The following is a 17,555-nucleotide window of genomic DNA, read 5'->3' on the forward strand; positions in this document are numbered from 1 at the left end:
CGGCTGCCAGGACGCGTGACGAAGCAAACCTGTACATGGACCTGCACGGGTGCCCGCGCTGCGGCAGCGTCGACGTGACCTGGTCCGCGGCGCTGGTCGACCGGTCCGGGGTGATGGCCCGCCGCTACTCCGGGCCGTGCGGCGGCTGCGGCGAGGAGCGGGAGTTCGTCTTCGCGCTGCCGGAGCGCCCCACCCCGCCGCGCCCGGACGCCTGGGCCACCTTCGGCGCCGCCGGCGAGACCTCGCAGCTCTTCGACGCCGGCGAGTGGGTCGCGGTCGCCGACATGCTCAGCCTGGCCGCCGGGCTGACCGACACCCCGGAGGCGGAGGCCCGGCAGCACGCCGGGATCGCGGTGGCCTGCCTCGACGAGGCGCTCAAGTTCCTTCCGGAGGGCGCGGTGGAGGCCCCCGAGCAGGCGTTCTGGAGCGACCAGGGCCGGGCCTTCCGGGCCCGGTCGCCGGAGCGGTTCCGCCGCGCCGACCTGATCGAGCGCCGGGCCGCGCTGGCCGGCCGGGCCGGGAGCAGGTGACCATGGCGAGCCTGCTCCGGCGCGGGACCGCGGTGGCGCTGACCGCGGGCCTGCTCACCGTCGCCGCGCCGGCCGGGCTCGGGCCCGCCCCGGCCCGGGCCGCCCAGTGCGCCCAGGCCGGCCGGCTCGCCACCGACACCGCCTGGCCGCGGGACATGCTGGCGATCGACACGGTCACCCGGTTCAGCCGGGGTGGCGGCGTGCTGGTCGCGGTCCTGTCCACCGGCGTCCGGGCCAATCACCCGCAGTTCGGCGACCGGGTGCTGATCGGCGCCGACGCGGTCGCCGGCCGCGGCACGGCGAACACCGACTGCACCGGCACCGGCACCCGGGTGGCCGGGGTGATCGCCGCCGCGCCGGCCGAGCGCAGCCCGGTGGTCGGCCTGGCCTATCGGGCCGGCGTGCTGCCGATCCGGGTGCTGTCGGACGACTCGTCCACGCAGGGCCTGGCCACCCCCGGCGCGATCGGCCGGGGCATCGAGATGGCCCTGCAGTACGGCGCCGACGTGATCGTGGTGGCCAACCCGGCGTACCAGGACGGCCAGCGGATGCGCTCGGCGGTCGCGGCGGCGATCGCCAAGCAGGTACCGGTGATCGCGGCGGCCGGGGACCTCGGCTCGCCGCAGGACGAGAACCCGACGCCGTACCCGGCCGCCTACCCGGAGGTGATCGCGGTCGGCGCGATCGACCAGGACGGGCAGATCTACTCCAAGTCCCAGCACGGCGACTACCTCGATCTGGTCGCCCCCGGAGTGGCGGTGCCCACCCTGCAGGGCGGCGGCCTGACCGAGGCGGACGGCACCGCGCTGGCCGCCGGTTACGTCGGCGCGGCCGCCGCGCTGATCCGCAGCCGGTCCGGGAAGATGCCGGTCGCCGACGTGACCCGGCTGCTCACCGCGTCGGCCAGCCCGGCCGCCGGCGGCGACGCGTTCGGCGCCGGCGTGGTCAACCCGTACGCCGCGGTGACCGGGGAGATCACCGCGAAACAGCAGCGGGCCCTGCCCGCGGTGTCCGCCCCGGCCGCCGAGCGCACCGGCGCCGAGCAGCGGCGGCGGACGGCGGCCTACGCCGGCGCGATCATCGCGGCCGTCGCGGTGGTGGCGGTGCTGATGGTGACCGCGGCGATCCGGCGCAGCCGGCGGCAGCACTGGCGGCCCGCGATGGCCCCGCCGCTGCCCGAGTACGACGAGCCGATCGAGCCCGGCCCGCCGGTCATGCTGCTGGAGCAGCCCGGCCCTAATTGACCGCGGTGACCGGCTTGACCGCCGCGGCCGGATCCAGCGTGACCCCGGCCGGGATGCTGTTCACCAGGGCGGTCGGCACCTCGGTCGCCGAGCCGGTGGCGTAACCCAGCCGGCCGAGCGCGTCCGCGCTGGGCACCGGGTGCCGCACGCCGAGGTCGGTCACCACCTGGTAGCCACCCGAACCGGGCACCTTCACCAGGGCGAACCGGCCGGCCGGCACCAGCACCGCGTCGGCCAGCGCCTTGCCGCCCGGGGTGCTGCCGGCGGTGGGCACCGCCGCGGCGAGACCGGCGGCCGAACCGCCGTAGACGATCGTCGGCGCCTTGGCCGCCGCCCGGGTGATCGCGCACGCGGTGGTGCCGCCCGCGATCGTGACCAGCTCCGGCGGGTCGGCCGGCGGCTGCGCCTCGGCCGGGCCGTTGTTCTGCTTGAGCTCCGGGAAGAACGGGGTGAGCACGCTGATGTCCACGGTCCGCGGCTCGGCCGGGAACCGGGCCTTGAGCACCGCCTGCTGCAGCGCGGTGATCGGCAGCACGCCGGTGTCCAGGATCAGGTAGTACTGCTTGCCGACCCCGGTCTCCACGGTCAGCACCTGCCCGTTGGTGAACCCGGTCACCCGGTCCGACCGGGCACCGCGGTTCTGCACCTGGATGGCCTCGATGTCGGCGCCGGCCGGCACCGCGTTCAGCCAGGCGGTGCTGACCTCGTTGACGTCCACCGCGCCGAACAACGCCGGCAGCGTGGTCTGCGCGTCGTCGATCCGGTGCTTGAAGCCGTGCCAGACCAGCTGCGCGTCCCGGTCGGTGCCGTCGGTCACCAGCAGGCCGCTGTCGCCCAGCGCGGTGCCGGCCGGGCCGGTCTGGCCGACCAGCAGCGCGGCGGTCGGCTCGTCGCCCGGCACCGCGCACATCGACCAGGGCAGGCCGACCTGCTGGCCGGCCTCGGGCAGCGAGGCGGGCGCGTTCGGGATGCCGATGGTGATCCCGCGCGGCGTGCCGGCCAGCGCCTTGGCCGCGATCCGGTAGACGACCGGGTTGGGCCGGCCGGCGGCCAGCTTGGCCGAGGTGAAGTTGAGCGCCGGGTTGAGCCGGCCCTGCAGGTAGACGAAGCTGGCGCCGGACTCCCGCTCGACCACCACCGAGCCGTCGCTCTTCCACGCGTCGGTGCCCACCTTGGTGAGCACGCCGTAGATGCCGAACCCGGCCCCGATCAGCACCGCCACCATCAGGCCGCCGAACAGCGCGCCGATGCCGCGCCGCAGCGGGGACTGCGCCGGGTCGGTCTCCCGCATCACGAACGCGGAGATCACCCGCTGGTTCAGGAACTGGTAGGACTGGAGCTGGTCACGCCGCGAAGCCACGCCGGATCACCCGCCGATCGAGGAGAACAGCCCGCGGATGTCGTCGAAGACGCCCATCACCGCGCAGGCCAGCGGGATCAGCGCCATGATCGCCAGCACGTCCAGCAGGTCGGCGGCCCGGCCCAGATAGGGCGAGGGCTGCCGCTGGCTGAAGACCACCGCGGCGTAGAGCGCGACGCCGCCGGCCAGCGCGGCGGCGGCCAGCAGCACCAGGCCGGGGAGCACGTCGTTGTGCACCGCGCCGATGCCCAGCACGGCCAGGCCGGCCACCCCGGCCACCAGCAGCGGGCTGCGCTGCCGCGGCGTGGCCAGCAGCCGGGAACGCAGCATCAGGGCGGCCACCGCGGCCACGATCAGGAACATCGCCGACCGGCTCGGATGCGACCAGCCCAGGAAGACGATCGCCAGCACGCTGCTGAACGCGGTGGCCAGCAGCAGCCCGGTGAGCACCTCGTCGGCCCGGACCACGGCGGCGAAGACGTCCGCCCGGCGCGGCAACGGCTTGTCCTTGAGGATCTCCTCGGCCCGGCTGGGCAGCTCCGGGAACGGCAGCCGGCCGATCCAGCTGGCCAGCACCGGGTACCCCGGGAGCAGGCCGATCACGGCGGTCAGCGCCACCGCGGCGGCGCCGTCCGAGGACACCCCGCCGAGGGTGAGCAGGGCGGCCAGCAGGCCGGTCAGGGCGACCGCGATGCCGGCCACGAAGAGTCGCGGCAGCCCGGCCACCCCGGCGTGCCCGAGCACGCTGAGCACCAGCAGCACCGCGGAGCCGAGCAGCAGGGCCGGGGCGCCGATGTCGAGCACCCCGGCGCCGGAGTCGGCGAGCAGCCAGGCGCCGCCGAAGAACGCGTAGGGCAGGCCGCTGGCGGCGACCACGGCGCCGGCGCCGGCGTCGGTGAACGCCCGGGACAGCAGGATGCCGACCACGGCCAGGCCGAGCGCCACGGCCAGCGCGACGATCGCCGCGGTCTGCCGGGCCGGTCCGCCGTAGGCCAGGCCGTAGAGCCCGACCAGCAGGGCCACCGCGAAGACCGCCAGGCCGCACCGCCGGGTGGCGGCGGCGCCCCAGGACCGCCCGGCGCGCCGGGCGCCGCTCGCGATCACCTCGACCACGTCGTCATAGGCCAGCTCGGGCCAGTCCTCCCGGGCCGGCTTGAGGTGCAGCAGCTCGCCGTCCCGGACGCCCTGGGCGGCCAGGTTGCGGTGCGCCTCCAGGGCGGCGCCGGTGGTCCGGCGCAGCACCCAGCCGCCGTGCCGCTCGGCCGGCTCGCCCAGCGCCCCCTCGGCGTGCCGGAGCAGGTGCGGCAACAACTCGCCGACCAGCATGTTGTCCGGCAGGGCGATGTCCATCCGGCGGGTCGGCGCGGCGATCGTCACCCGGGCCAGACTCGGGCCACCCGGTGCGGTCACGCGGTCACCTCCTGCTGTGCCTTCAGTGCCCCACAAACTAGCAGGCCCGGTCGGTGCGAATTCGCCCCGGCGAATGCCTGCGGAACTTCGCTGTCCGGGGTGACGGCTAAGATGAGCGGCAATACGCCAGCAGGGGAGAGCCAAGCGTGACCGTCACCATCGTCAAGCGCCCCCCGCGCCGTCCGGCGCCGGTGATGCCCTCCGGCGAGGTGCTGCTCGATCCGCCGCCGGAGGTCCCGCCCCCGGCCGGCAAGGGCTGGACCCGGATGCTCATGGTGCTGCCGATGGGCGCCGGCGCGGCCGCGATGGGCCTGATGATGAGCCGGCAGGGCGGCGGCGCGCTGACCTACGTCGCCGGCGCGATGTACGGCGTCTCCATCCTCGGCATGATCGCGATGATGGCGACCAACACCTCGGGCCCCGGCAAGCGCGAGATGATCGAGTCCCGCCGGCAGTACCTGCGGCACCTCTCCCAGCTCCGCGCCCAGCTGCGGAACACGATCCGGCAGCAGCGCGAGGCGCTCTACTACCGCAACCCCGACCCGGCCACCCTGTGGACCTTCGCCGACAGCGGCCGGCTGTGGGAGCGGCGCCGGGGCGACGCCGACTTCACCGTGGTCCGGATCGCGGTCGGCGTGCAGGAGGTGGCGACCCGCCTGGTCCCGCCGCAGACCCGCCCGGTCGACGAGCTGGAGCCGCTCTGCGCGATGGCGCTGCGCAAGTTCGTCAACACCTACTCGGTGGTCCCGGACCTGCCGGTCTCGGTCGCCCTGCGCGACTTCTCACACATCTACCTGCGCGGCTCCGACCAGGCGGTGCACGACTTCACCCGGGCCCTGGTCGCCCAGATCGCCACCTTCCACGCCCCCGACGACCTGCGCGTCGGCGTCTGCGTGCCGGACCACCAGCGGCCCTGGTGGGAGTGGGCGAAATGGCTGCCGCACGCCCAGCACCCGGACAAGACCGACGCGGTCGGCCCGGTCCGGCTGGTCGCGCCGAGCGTCCCGGCGCTCGAGGCGATGCTCGACGACGTGCTGGTCAACCGGTCCCGGTTCGACCCGTCCGGCCCGCCGCCCGGCGGCCCGCACGTCGTGGTGATCATCGACGGCGGCTCGACGGCCGGCTCCGACCACCTGATGACCGAGGGCGGGGTCGCCGGCGTCACCATCCTCGACCTGTCCGTCCCGCCGCCCCGGCTGCTCGACGACAGCTCGGTGGTCCTGGAGATCGCCCCGGACGGGACCATCACCGGCACCACCATGGACGGGTCCACCGAGGTGGGACGGGCCGACGCGCTCGGCATGGCGGAGATCGAGGTGCTCTCCCGGGAGCTGGCGCCGCTGCGGCTCTCCGCCGCCACCTTCGGCGACCAGCCGGCCATCTCGCAGGACATGGGGCTGGCCGAGCTGCTCGAGCAGGACGATCCGTACCAGATCGACCTGGAGACGCTCTGGGCCGGCCGGCCCAACCGGGACCGGCTGCGGGTGCCGATCGGGATCGGCGTCGACGGCCGCCCGGTCGAGCTGGACCTCAAGGAGTCGGCGCAGGACGGCATGGGCCCGCACGGCCTGCTGATCGGCGCCACCGGGTCCGGCAAGTCGGAGCTGCTGCGCACCCTGGTGGTGGCGCTGGCGCTGACCCACAACCCGGAGATCCTCAACTTCGTGCTGGTCGACTACAAGGGCGGCGCGACCTTCGCCTCGCTCGACCGGCTGCCGCACACCGCCGCGATGATCACCAACCTGCAGGATGAGCAACCCCTGGTCGACCGGATGCTCGGCGCCATCCAGGGCGAGCTGACCCGCCGCCAGGAGCTGCTGCGCAAAGCCGGCAACTACGCCTCGCAGCGCGACTACGAGCGGGCCCGGGCGGCCGGGGTGCCGCTCGCCCCGCTGCCCAGCCTGGTGCTGATCGTCGACGAGTTCTCCGAGCTGCTCGCCGACCGGCCGGACTTCATCGACATGTTCGTCCAGATCGGCCGGGTCGGCCGGTCGCTCGGCATCCATCTGCTGCTCGCCTCGCAGAAACTGGACGAGGGCCGGCTGCGCGGGCTGGAGTCGCACCTGTCGTACCGGATCGGTCTGCGCACCTTCTCCTCGATGGAGAGCCGCGCGGTCCTCGGCGTGCCGGACGCCTACGAGCTGCCGCACCACCCCGGCCACGGCTACCTGCGGGCCGGCACCGACGGCCTGGTCCGGCTCAAGGCGGCGTACGTGTCCGGCGCGGTCCGCAAGGAGGGCATCGTCGCGGCCGGCGGCACCCGGGCCGGCAGCCCGATCCGCGAGTTCAGCACCTACTACTCCTCGCCGGTCCAGGAAGAGCGCCCGGAGCCGGAGGAGGCCGGCCAGGAGGTCGAGGAGAAGGTGCAGGGCGACACCCTGATGGACGTCCTGGCCCGGCAGATGGAGGGTCGCGGCACCCCGGCGCACGAGGTGTGGCTGCCCCCGCTGGACAAGGCGCCCACCCTCGGCCAGATGCTGCCGCCGGTCATCTCGATGCCGGACCGGGGGCTCGCGGTCGACGCGGCCGAGCGGTTCGGCACCCTGCACGCCCTGGTCGGCATCATCGACAAGCCGTTCGACCAGCGCCGCGATCCGATGTGGCTGGACCTGTCCGGCGCGTCCGGCAACCTGCTGGTGGTCGGCGGCTCGCAGTCCGGCAAGTCCAACCTGCTGCGCACCCTGATCACCAGCCTGGCGCTCACCCACACTCCGCGTGAGGTGCAGTTCTACGGCCTCGACTTCGGTGGTGGCCCGCTCAGCGCGCTCACCGACCTGCCGCACGTCGGCGGCGTCGCCACCCGCCGCGACGTGGACCGGGTGCGCCGGACGATCGCCGAGGTGCACGGGCTGATGCGGATCCGCGAGGACCTGTTCGCCCAGCAGAACGTGGAGGGCATGGCCGCCTACCGGCGGGCCAAGGCCCAGGGACGGTACGCCGAGGACCCGTTCGGCGACGTGTTCCTGATCGTCGACGGCTGGTCCACGATGCGCGCCGAGTTCGAGGACCTGGAGCCCACGGTCAACGAGCTGGCCAACCGGGGACTCGGCTTCGGCATCCACGTGGTCGCCGCGACGAACCGCTGGATGGACGTCCGCCCGCAGATCCGCGACGTCTTCGGCACCCGGGTCGAGCTGCGCCTCGGCGAGCCCAGCGACTCGCTGATCAACCGCCGCGAGGCGGTCAACGTGCCGGAGCAGTCCCCGGGGCACGGCCTCACCCCGGAGGGGCACCACTTCCTCGCCGCGCTGCCCCGCATCGACCGCGAGCAGCGCGCCGAGGACCTCGCCGAGGCGGTCGCCGAGCTGGTCAAACACGCCACCGAGCACTGGACCGGCCCGCCCGCGCCGCGGGTCCGGCTGCTGCCGCCGGAGCTGCCGTTCGAGATGCTCCCGCCGGCCCGCGGCCCGGTCGTCCCGGTCGGCATCGCCGAGACCGACCTGCAGCCGGTCTGGCTGGACTTCGACGCCGAGCCGCACGCCCTGCTCTTCGGCGACATCGAGAGCGGCAAGAGCTCGTTCCTGCGCAGCCTGGCCAAGTCGATCGTGGCCGGGAACAGCCCGGCCGAGGCCCGGGTGCTCTGCGTCGACCTGCGGCGCAGCCTGCTCGGCTGCGTCCCGGCCGAGAACACCATCGGGTACGGCACCTCCCACCAGGTCACCGCCGACCTGATCAAACAGGTCGTGGTGGTGATGCGGGAGCGCCTCCCCGGCCCGGACGTCACCCCGGAGATGCTGGCCAACCGCAGCTGGTGGAAAGGCCCCCAGCTCTACGTCCTGGTCGACGACTACGACCTGGTCGCCGCCGCCGCGCAGAACCCGCTGCTGCCCCTGCTGGAGTTCCTCCCGCAGGCCCGCGACATCGGCCTGCACCTGGTGATCACCCGCCGGATCGGCGGCGCCGCCCGCGCCATGTTCGACCCGGTCATCGGCCGGATCCGCGAGCTGGCCTCGCCGGGCATCATGATGTCCGGTCCGCGCGAGGAGGGCCCGCTGTTCGGCACCATGAAGCCTCAGGTGCTGCCGCCGGGCCGCGCTTGGATGATCACCCGGCGGCATGGGGCCCGGTTGGTCCAGCTCGCCTGGACCCCACCGGCCCGCTGATCTCCCCTCGTCCATCGGTCGGTCGGTGCTGTCACCGATCGGCGGCGACTTCGCGGACGGCTGCGGCGATGGCCGGGAAGTCTTTGCGCAAGATCGCACCGTGGTTGCTGGAGACCTTGGCGCTGATCCGGATCTTCGGGTTGCGGGCGACCACGGCGTCGAGGCCGGCCCGGATCCGTTCCTGCTCGTCGCCGCGGCTGCCGAAGGAGGAACCGGAGGCGAGCACGTACCGAGTCGGGACGCTGATGCGGTCCAGTACCGGGCCCAGCTCGCTCTCCCGGGCGATCCTGCCGAGTTCGATGTTGGACTCGGCCTGCTGCTCGGCGCTCATCCGGGGGACCAGGCCGGTCGGGCGCAGCAGCGGCGCGAACCACCCGATCCGGCGGAACAGCTTCCGGATCCGCACCTCCATGGCCTCGTCCAGCCAGTCGAAGGGCTGCGCGCCGTCGACCAGGACCGCGCCGATGGTGCGGTCCGGGTTCCGACTGGCCCAGTGCGCTCCGACGAACGCGCCGTAGGACCATCCCACCACCACCGCCCGCTCCACACCGCGGGCCGCGAGCACGGCATCGACGTCCCGGACGGCGGCCTCGAACGAATAGTCCGCGGACAGTTTCGACTTCTTGCCACGGGCCCGTTCGTCGTATGTGATGTGCCGCCACTCCGGTCCCAGCTCGGCGGTCAGATGACGCCAGTAGCTCTGGGTGGCGAACTGCCCGTTGAGGTAGATCACCGGGGTCCCGGAGCCACCGGTGTCGGTGACGGCCAGGGCGGTGTCGTCGACCGGGATCATTCCGGTCCATGCCGAGGGGGTCCGGGAAGCGCTGTTCTTCGTCATCTTTTCACCTGTCCAAACCGGAGTGTGGGTGTCGGCTCCTGCGGGTTCCGCCGGGGAAGGGGCGGAAGGGCGGTCGATGGGCCCGGCCACCCGGCCGGGCCCACCGACCGTCAGAGGCTGCGGGCGGTGATGTCGCCGTACGACGTGGTGGCGTGAATGTCGAGCTCGGCGCTGCCGTCGTTCTTGAGGGTGTTGCTGATCCGGCCGTAGGAGGTGCCGGCGTCCAGGGCGGCCGAGACGCCGTGCGCGGCGGCGACCGAGATGCTGCCGGACTGGGTGTTCAGCACGACGGTGCCGCGCTTGGCCTCGGCGATCCGGATGTCGCCGCGGGTGGTGGTGATCTCGGCCGGGCCGTTGAGGCAGCCCACCTCGACGTCGCCGTCCACCGCGGTCAGGCGGATGCCGGTGGCCTCGTCGATCTTGATTTGGCGGTAGGCGCCGTCGAACGCGAGGTTTCCCAGCCGGCCGACGCCGCGGAGCTCGGTGGCGGCGGCGGTGGCCTCGACGTGCGAACCGGCCGGCAGCTGCACGGTGATCTCCAGGGAACCGGACGAGCCGAGAAGCTGATTCTTGGCTTCGGGAGCGCGAACCCGCAGGACGCCGTCGGTGTAGGTGACCGTGGTCTGTTCGGCGGCTTTGATGTCGCGGCTTTTGCCGGGGTTCGCCGGCCGCACCTCGACGGTGGTGTCGGCGCGGTCGGCGGCGATGAGCTGAACTCGCCCGGCCGGAACGTCCAGGACGGCGGAGATCGGGGCCGGGGTAGCGAACTTCTGCATCATGCTCTCCAGTGCTCGTTTCTCGTTTCTGATAGAAGAAACGCTACGTTGCGTTCGAGCATCATGCAACAAGCTTGTTGCTTAAGAGTTGGGTCTTAGCAGTTCAACGGCATGAATTCGTTGCAACGGCACAGGATTGATTGCAACGGTCGGAGCAGGGGTCTGTTGCATTAAGCGGAATGAACGCTATCTGCGCACAGCGCGGACGCACGAAGGCCCGCGGCGTGGTGCGGTGTCATGGAACGGGGCGCGCTGGGCCCGGTGCGGAGCGGCAGGGCGAGGCGGGGTGCGTCAGCGGCGGGGGAGGCCGACGAACTGCTGCTCGGTCTGGGTCTGGGCCAGGAACAAGTAGCGGTCGGTGCCCTCGCCGATCACGGCCAGCATGTCGTCGGCCATGAACTGGAGGAACTGGCTGCTGTGCGGGCGCAGCTTGAGGGCCGAGGCGGCCAGGGCCGACTCGTCGCCGCCGAGACGTTGCAGGAGGGCCAGCTGGGCGTCCTGCAGGGCGGCCAGGCCGGGGCGGTCGAGCTGGCGCAGGATGGTCAGCTGGGTGCGCCACGGGCCGAGCGGCGGGGTGGTCGCCGGGCCGGTCATGCCCAGGTCGTAGACGGCCAGGGTGGGGGTCTGCGCGGTGCCGTTGAGCTGGACGCCCTGGTCGCTGCTGTGCACGGTGAGGCGGTTGTACTGCCCGGTGGCGCGCTCGCCGAAGCCGGCCCAGGCGCGCGGCTCGGTGGTCACCACGACCACCCGGGCGCCCAGCGCGAAGGCTCGGAAGATCAGCAGCTGGGCCGCCCAGACGCCGCCGACCAGGGCGATCCGGACCGGCTCCGGGGCGAACAGGTGCAGCGGGACCGGGGCGTGCTGGCGGTCCCGGCCGAGCACCAGGCCGGCGCCGGCGGACGGCGCGACGGTCACCCGGCGCAGCGTCTTGCGGGAGATCGCGTGCCAGCCGATGTGCAGCGGCGACGTCTTGCCGGACGGGCCGGTGCGGGCCTCGTCCTCCGGAGCCGGCTCGTCGGGCGGGGTGTCATCCGGCCAGCCGTGCGCGGCGGCGGCCATCGCCCGGCCCTGCGGCCCGGCCAGCGGCGCCGACGTCAGCTGCGGGGCGGCCAGGCGCCGGCCGGCAGCCTCGGCGCCGCCCTGCTGCTGCCCCTGCTGGGCCGGCGACTGGACGGCCTGCCCCTGAAAGGCCTGCACGACCTGCCCCTGAGGCGCCTGCACGGGCTGCCCCTGAAACGGCTGAACAACATGCCCCTGAGCAGGCTGCCCCTGAAACGGCTGCGCCTGCCCCTGAGCGGCCTGGCCCTGGAACGGCTGGGCCTGCCCCTGAGCGGGCTGGCCCTGGAACAGCGGAGCCTGCCCCTGGACGGGCTGGCCCTGGAACGGCTGGATCGGCTGCGCCGGCATCGGGCTCACGGCCTGCGACGGCGGCGTCTGCGCGGCATACTGCCCCGGCGGCCCATAGGGCTCCTGCGCCGGGTACTGCTGCTGCGCGAACTGCCCCGGCGGCGGCGGGAACTGCCCCTGCGGCCGCACCGATGCCCGGGCCACCGCCTGCGGCGGGAAGACGGCCGGAGGCGGAGGCAACGGCTGCTGTTGCTGCTGCTCGTCCTCGGCGGGCTGCTGCGGAGGGTACGGCCGCCAGGCCCCCTCCCGGTCCGGATGTGTCATCCCGCCCCACCTCCGGTCGGCGCCGTGGCATAGGTGGCCGGCCCGTGCTCCCCGTCCAGCGGCTCCAGCTCGGCCCCGACCCGCCGCACCCCGTCGACCAGCACCCGGTCGAGCGCGCCCAAATCGGCGTCGGGCCGGGTGGCCAGCCGGATGAAGGCCCGCACCGCCACGTCGTCCCCGTCGGCCGCCGCGTTCAGCACCAGCGCCACGCTGGTCTGCGCGGCGGGCGCGGTGGCCGCCCAGGCGAACAACGAACCGATCTCCCCGGCCGAGGTGGGCCAGGTCTTCAACCAGTACGTCCGGTGCACCAGGCGGGCCGACCGCCAGTGCGTCCAGTCCTCGTCGACCTGCGAGCCCTCGGCCAGCGCGCCGGCCTCGACGTCGCAGGACCGGGCCAGCGCGGCCAGCAGCTCGTCGGCGTCCAGCACCCGGCAGCCGATCCCGACCCGGCGCAGGCTGGTCGCCACCTTGCGGCCCAGGCCGGCCACCAGCGCGGCGGCCGCCTCCAGGTCGGCGGTGTGGTCGTGGAGCGCCTCGGCCAGCACCCGGGCGTCGACCCGGACGCTGATCGTCGACTCCCGGTGCGCCGGGACCGGCTCCGGGCTGAGCGACTCGACCAGCTGCCGATAGGACGACCCGGCCGGCGACGCGGCGTGCACGTCCGGGCTGGGCGCCGGCACGGTGTGCGTGACCAGCTCCAGCACCACGCCCGGTTGCTCGGTCGCGGCGAGCACGCTGACCAGCGCGTCCAGTGGGATCGGGGCGCCGTCGTGGTGCATCGGGGCGGTCGGGGTGAGGGCCACCACGCTGAACCAGCCGGCCTCGTCCTTGGCCACCCCGGCTTTCGCCCCGTCCTGCGCGGTCATGTCGCGGACCGCCAGGCCGGGCGCGATGGTGCGGAGCGCGGCCAGCACCGGGCCGCTGCCGGTCTCCAGGGTGGCCGCCCGGCGCCGGGCGTGCGCCCGGGCCACCTGCCGGTGCTCCAGCCACCAGCGGCCGCGCTGCCGGGCGAAGAAGACCACGATCAGGACCAGGCCGCAGGCGCCGACCACGAGTGCGGGCAGCAGCCCCTGGATCGCCGCGGCCACGGTGGCCAGCACGGCCAGCTCGGCGACCACGATCTGGGTGAGGCTGACCGGGCCGACCTGGCCGCGGCGCGGGATCGCCCGGACCCCGGCGTCGCCGGCCGCGCCGGCCGGGCTGGGCGGTGGCGGCGCGGGGTGCCGCTGCGGCGCGGGCGCGGCGGCGGGTGGCTGCGGGGAGCCGGCGGCCGGCACCTGGACGCTGCCCCGCGCCTGGGTGCTGACCCGGCGCAGGGGGGTGGCCGCGGCGGTGGCGTGGGCCTGCGCCGGCGCGGCCGGCACCGCCGGGGGCGGGGCGGGCTGAGGCTGCGGCGCAGCGGCGCCGTACGCCGGCCCCGGGTAGCCGTCAGGGTTCACCGCTGCCTCCCCGTCCCCCGCGATAGAGAGCCCATTCTATGTGCTGCCCCCGACAATCAGCGGATCGCTGTCAGCAGGTCGTCGACGACGAGCGTGGTCAGGTCGTCCCGGCTGGGCATCCGGCCGAGCGAGCGGAGCCGGCCGGACTGCGCCTTGCGCATCCCCTCCAGCAGCTTGCGGGCCTCGCGCGCGTTACCGAAGTTGCGGTCCCGCTCGATCTGCGAGAAGTGCTCGTAGAGCGCCTCGGTCAGGCCGGGGGCGAAGACGTAGTCGTCGTTCTTGGCGATCCGGGTGGCGATCAGCACCAGCTCGTCCGGACCGTAGTTCTCGAATTCGAGGGTCTTGGCGAACCGGGAGGCCAGACCCGAGTTGGCGTCCAGGAAGTCGAGCATCTCCTGGGTGTACCCGGCGACGATCACGGCGACCTGGTCGCGGTGGTCCTCCATCAGCTTGACCAGGGTGTCGATCGCCTCCTGGCCGAAGTCGGCGCTGGCCCCGCCGGCCCGGGACAGCGTGTACGCCTCGTCGATGAACAGCACGCCGCCCATCGCCTCCTCGAACACCGAGGTGGTCTTCTCCGCGGTGTGCCCGATGTACTGCCCGACCAGGTCGCGGCGGGACACCTCGCGGAACCGCCCGTTCGGCAGCACGCCGAGCGCCTTGAGCAGCTGGCCGTAGATCCGGGCCACGGTCGTCTTACCGGTGCCCGGGGCGCCGGTGAAGATCAGGTGGTGGCTGGCCGCGCCGACCGACAGCCCGGCGCTGCGCCGCCACTCGTTCACCTGGATCTCGTCGATCAGGGCGCGGACCTCATTTTTCACCCCGGCCAGGCCGATCATCGAGTCCAGCTCGGTGAGCAGCCGGTCCACCTCGGCGGCGTCCTGGCCGTTGCCGGACTCGGTGATGCCGGCCCGCGGCGCCGGCCCGCCCTCGGAGAGGGTGACCGTGGCCTGGGCCCGCGGGTCGACGCTGACCTTGGGCTCGGCGGTGCCGTCCACCCGGCACTGCTCGACCACCGCGGTGCAGCCGGCGCCGACCACGATCCCGGAGCCGCTGGTCTCGTGCACCCAGGTCTCCCGGATCTGCGGCGAGCTGCTGTTCGCCACCACGATGCCGGCGTCGCCGGTGCCGGAGACGTCACAGCGCTCGATCACCGGGCGGCCGGACTGGTAGACGTAGATCCCGCGGTAGCCGCAGTCGGCGATCGTGGTGTTGCGGATCGCCGGGTCGGCGCCGAGCCGGACGATGATGCCGTCGTCGTTCACCCCGCGGATCTCGCACGAGTCCACCGTGCCGCCCGAGTCGGAGAAGACCAGGCCGTGCTGGCCGCGCTCGACCTTCACCTCGGCGGCCTCGACGGTGGACATGTCGGTGGCCTGCAGGCCGGCGCCGTACCCGGCGGCCAGCTGGCATCGGCGGACGGTCAGCCGGGCGTTGATCGCCGAGACCGCCGGGTAGTCCCCGGAGGTCAGCGCCAGGCCCTCGACGGTGACCTCGCCGCCGAGCACGGCCAGCGCCGGACCCTCCAGCCCGGCCGCGTCCACCACCACGGTGCCCGGCTCCCCGGTGCCGCGCAGGGTCAGCCGCCGGCCCTGCAACTCGATCCGCTCCCGGTAACTGCCGGGGGCGACGCTGATGACCGCGCCGTCCGGCGCCACCTCGAGGGCGTCACGGATGGTCGGGTAGCTGCCAGGAACAGCGAGGGTGCTGGCCACGGAGGACTCCTTATTGCGAGTACGTGCGGTCGCGGATGCTGTCGGCCACTTTTTTCACGTCGTCCATCGCGGTCGCCGGCGCGGTCATCCGCAGGACGACCTCCCGGTCCAGGATGCCCTCCGGAACGGTGCGCCAGAACCCGACGTAGACCAGGCCGTAGACCGCCGTGCCGTCCAGTTGGGTGGTGTCGGCCCAGGCGCGCAACGAGCTGCCGCTGGTCCACCGTAGACCCCAGGCCTCCTCGCGCTGCCGCAGGGCGACCCGCGCGGTGTCGTCGCAGACCGGCGCGCAGGTGCGCACCGTGAGGTCGCCGCCGGCGGTCAGCGTGGTGCCCTCCCACCGCCCGCACCGGTAGTGCACCGCGGCCTCCGCCTTCTCGGCGAGCTCGCAGGTCCAGCCGGCCGGCATGCGGAAGTCGAAGCCCAGGCCGGGCAGCCCGGTCACGTCCTGGACCTCGGGCTTGCCCCAGGGGAACTTGGGCCAGCCGTCCGGCCAGGTGCCGTCCGGCGCCGGGTCCAGGCCCGGCCGGGCCGGCGGGGTGGCCGGCAGCAGCAGCTGCGCGTCGGTGTAGGTGACCGGCGCGCCGCTCGGGGCGGGGCTCGCCGCACGGTCGCCGTCGTCGTCGGTCGCGCTCACCACGGCGGCGCCGATGGCGGCGCCGACCAGCACCGACACCAGGGCCACGATCAGCAACAGGAGGCGCTCCGGTCGCGGTTTGCCGCCCGATTGACGGTACGGCGGGGAGCTCCCGGAGATCGGCACCACGGAGATCGGGTTGCCGAACGACGGAAGGCCGGAGGACGGCGGGCCGGACGTCGGGCCCCCGGCGGCCGGATGCCCGGAGACCGGGTGCCCGGAGGCCGGCTGCGCCGAGATCGGGTGGGTGGCCACCGGCTGGACCGGCACCGGGGAGGTGGCCGTGCGCTGCGCCGGGACGCTGGGCGCCGGGGTGACCGGCTGGAACGGCACCGTCGGCGGGTCGGGCTCCGGCCGTACGAAAGCGGCGTCGTGCGCGACCACCGGATCGCCGGCGCCGGACGGCGAACCCTCCCCGGCGAAAGCCGGGCGCAGCTGCTGACCGAGCACCGTGAAGATCTCCGCCGCGCCGCCCGCGCCGGCCGCGCCGGGGCAGGCCACCCAGGGCCGCTCGCCGTCGTGGTCGGACCCGGCGATCGGCAGGCCGTCGCCGTCCGCCGCGGCCAGCGCCTCGGAGGCGGCCCGGAACGCTCCGCGCCATCGCTCGTCGGCCGACGCCAACTCGTTGAGCCGGGCCACCGTCACCGGCCGGCCCCGCTCGTCGACGCCGGACCAGACGTCACCGACCTCGCAGCTCGACAGCCGGCGCTGCAGGCTGTTGGGCCCAGCGGTTGACATCTCGTCTCCGTCTTCAGTTCGTGGCCCGGCGGCGGGGGTGGACCGCCGGGATGGAGCTCAGGTCAGCGCGGACGCTGCTGCCGGAAGGCGCCCTTGCTGGGCCGCATGTTCTTCGGGATCGCGCCCTTCGGCATCTGCGGGCGGGCCATCAGCGCGCCGAGACGCTTGTCCAGCGCGTTGACGTCCTTGCCGGTGAGGTTGCGGGGCAGCTTCAGCATCGTGGTGCGCAGCTTGCGGACCGGGAGCTGACCCTCCTCGGTGCCGATCACGTAGTCGTAGAGCGGCGCGTTGCCGATCACCTTGGACAGCCGCTTCTTCTCCTGGCCGAGCAGCGCCTTGACCCGCTGCGGGTTGCCCTCGGCGAGCAGGATCACGCCGGGCCGGCCGATCACCACGTGCACCATGTCGAACTGGGTGGTCGAGCTGGCCGCCGGGCGGACCCGCCAGTCACCGCGCATGTTCTCCATCAGCGAGGCGGCGGCGCCGGGCTGGCCCTCCGCCACGTTCATCATCGCGGTGTTGGAGCGCAGGTTCAGCACGATCAGCACGGCCAGCAGGGTGACCAGGATGCCGACCGGGATCCAGAGCAAGCCCCAGTTCAGCGTGGCGACCACGGTGAGCGCGATCGGGATCGCCACCGCGCCGATGACCAGTGGAACGAACCACTTGTCCTGTTTCGCGGTGAACGAGAACACCTGGCCGATCTGCTTCAGGCGCTCGCCGAACGACACCTTCTCCTGGGGTTTTGCCATAGCCGGAAAGTGTAGTGGGACTCAGGTACCTTACGGCGGCCCGGGCACCCGCCGGCCGTGCCGTAAGGGGGTCCGCAGCCCGGATGTCGGGCAGCGTCCCCATGCGCCGGGGCCGCCTTCCCGCGAAGAGTCGACGTCAGCAAGGACGACGACCCGACTCGCGAGGAGCACGGCGATGATGCCCGAGATCAATCTGTACCTGGCCCGGCAGCGCGGCGCGGAACTCCAGCGGCAGGCCGAGGCCGAGCGGCTGGCGCGGGAGGTGGCCGGGGGACGACATCGGAGGCGCTTCTTCGTACGCCGGGTGGCGCTGCGGTCCCGAGCGGCATGATCGGCCTGGAT

Annotated in this window: 13 protein-coding genes; 4 read left to right on the forward strand and 9 right to left on the reverse strand. The window is 73.8% G+C overall.

Annotated elements, in window-relative coordinates; all coding sequences use genetic code 11:
- Positions 1-35 precede the first annotated feature (35 nt).
- Together BJY16_RS15720 and BJY16_RS15725 are read left to right on the forward strand one after the other, a co-directional pair.
- The gene (locus tag BJY16_RS15720) at positions 36-530 is read left to right on the forward strand and encodes a hypothetical protein (protein ID WP_185040174.1); all 495 of its coding nucleotides are present in this window, start codon (positions 36-38) and stop codon (positions 528-530) included.
- A gap of 2 nt (positions 531-532) precedes the next feature.
- On the forward strand, positions 533-1,774 hold the full coding sequence (locus BJY16_RS15725; protein WP_185040175.1) for a S8 family serine peptidase: 1,242 nt from the start codon (positions 533-535) through the stop codon (positions 1,772-1,774).
- Here BJY16_RS15725 and eccB read toward each other — a convergent pair.
- Positions 1,767-3,134, reverse strand: a complete 1,368-nt coding sequence (gene eccB / locus BJY16_RS15730; protein ID WP_185040176.1) for a type VII secretion protein EccB — start codon at positions 3,132-3,134, stop codon at positions 1,767-1,769. The genes BJY16_RS15725 and eccB overlap by 8 nt on opposite strands.
- A gap of 6 nt (positions 3,135-3,140) precedes the next feature.
- On the reverse strand, positions 3,141-4,544 hold the full coding sequence (gene eccD / locus BJY16_RS15735; protein WP_185040177.1) for a type VII secretion integral membrane protein EccD: 1,404 nt from the start codon (positions 4,542-4,544) through the stop codon (positions 3,141-3,143).
- Positions 4,545-4,690: 146 nt separating this feature from the next.
- On the opposite strand from eccD, the gene eccCa reads away from it, so the two are divergent.
- Complete coding sequence (gene eccCa / locus BJY16_RS15740) at positions 4,691-8,647, forward strand: type VII secretion protein EccCa (RefSeq protein ID WP_185040178.1); 3,957 nt, start codon at positions 4,691-4,693, stop codon at positions 8,645-8,647.
- 31 nt (positions 8,648-8,678) lie between these two features.
- On the opposite strand, the gene BJY16_RS15745 is transcribed toward eccCa, so the two are convergent.
- The 7 genes from BJY16_RS15745 to BJY16_RS15775 all read right to left on the reverse strand — a co-directional run bounded on the left by BJY16_RS15745 (position 8,679) and on the right by BJY16_RS15775 (position 17,213).
- A complete protein-coding gene (locus BJY16_RS15745) occupies positions 8,679-9,485 on the reverse strand; it encodes an alpha/beta fold hydrolase (protein WP_185040179.1) in 807 nt (268 codons plus the stop codon).
- A gap of 110 nt (positions 9,486-9,595) precedes the next feature.
- Positions 9,596-10,261 (reverse strand): DUF4097 family beta strand repeat-containing protein, encoded by a 666-nt coding sequence (locus BJY16_RS15750; RefSeq protein WP_185040180.1) that lies wholly within the window; start codon positions 10,259-10,261, stop codon positions 9,596-9,598.
- A 291-nt stretch (positions 10,262-10,552) separates the two neighbouring features.
- On the reverse strand, positions 10,553-11,932 hold the full coding sequence (locus BJY16_RS15755) for a hypothetical protein (RefSeq protein WP_185040181.1): 1,380 nt from the start codon (positions 11,930-11,932) through the stop codon (positions 10,553-10,555).
- Positions 11,929-13,371, reverse strand: coding sequence for a type VII secretion protein EccE (locus BJY16_RS15760; protein ID WP_185040182.1), 1,443 nt, complete (start codon positions 13,369-13,371; stop codon positions 11,929-11,931). The genes BJY16_RS15755 and BJY16_RS15760 overlap by 4 nt, the downstream gene beginning before the upstream one ends.
- Positions 13,372-13,427: 56 nt before the next feature.
- Positions 13,428-15,086 (reverse strand): right-handed parallel beta-helix repeat-containing protein, encoded by a 1,659-nt coding sequence (locus tag BJY16_RS15765; protein ID WP_185040183.1) that lies wholly within the window; start codon positions 15,084-15,086, stop codon positions 13,428-13,430.
- A gap of 10 nt (positions 15,087-15,096) precedes the next feature.
- Entirely contained in the window at positions 15,097-16,461 is a 1,365-nt protein-coding gene (locus BJY16_RS15770) for a hypothetical protein (protein ID WP_185040184.1), read from the reverse strand.
- 62 nt (positions 16,462-16,523) lie between these two features.
- Positions 16,524-17,213 (reverse strand): DUF4191 domain-containing protein, encoded by a 690-nt coding sequence (locus BJY16_RS15775; RefSeq protein ID WP_185040185.1) that lies wholly within the window; start codon positions 17,211-17,213, stop codon positions 16,524-16,526.
- 175 nt (positions 17,214-17,388) lie between these two features.
- Between BJY16_RS15775 and BJY16_RS15780 the strand changes: the two genes are divergently transcribed.
- Positions 17,389-17,544, forward strand: a complete 156-nt coding sequence (locus BJY16_RS15780; protein ID WP_185040186.1) for a hypothetical protein — start codon at positions 17,389-17,391, stop codon at positions 17,542-17,544.
- Positions 17,545-17,555: the final 11 nt, after the last annotated feature.

It is taken from the genome of Actinoplanes octamycinicus, from assembly GCF_014205225.1.
Taxonomy (GTDB): domain Bacteria; phylum Actinomycetota; class Actinomycetes; order Mycobacteriales; family Micromonosporaceae; genus Actinoplanes; species Actinoplanes octamycinicus.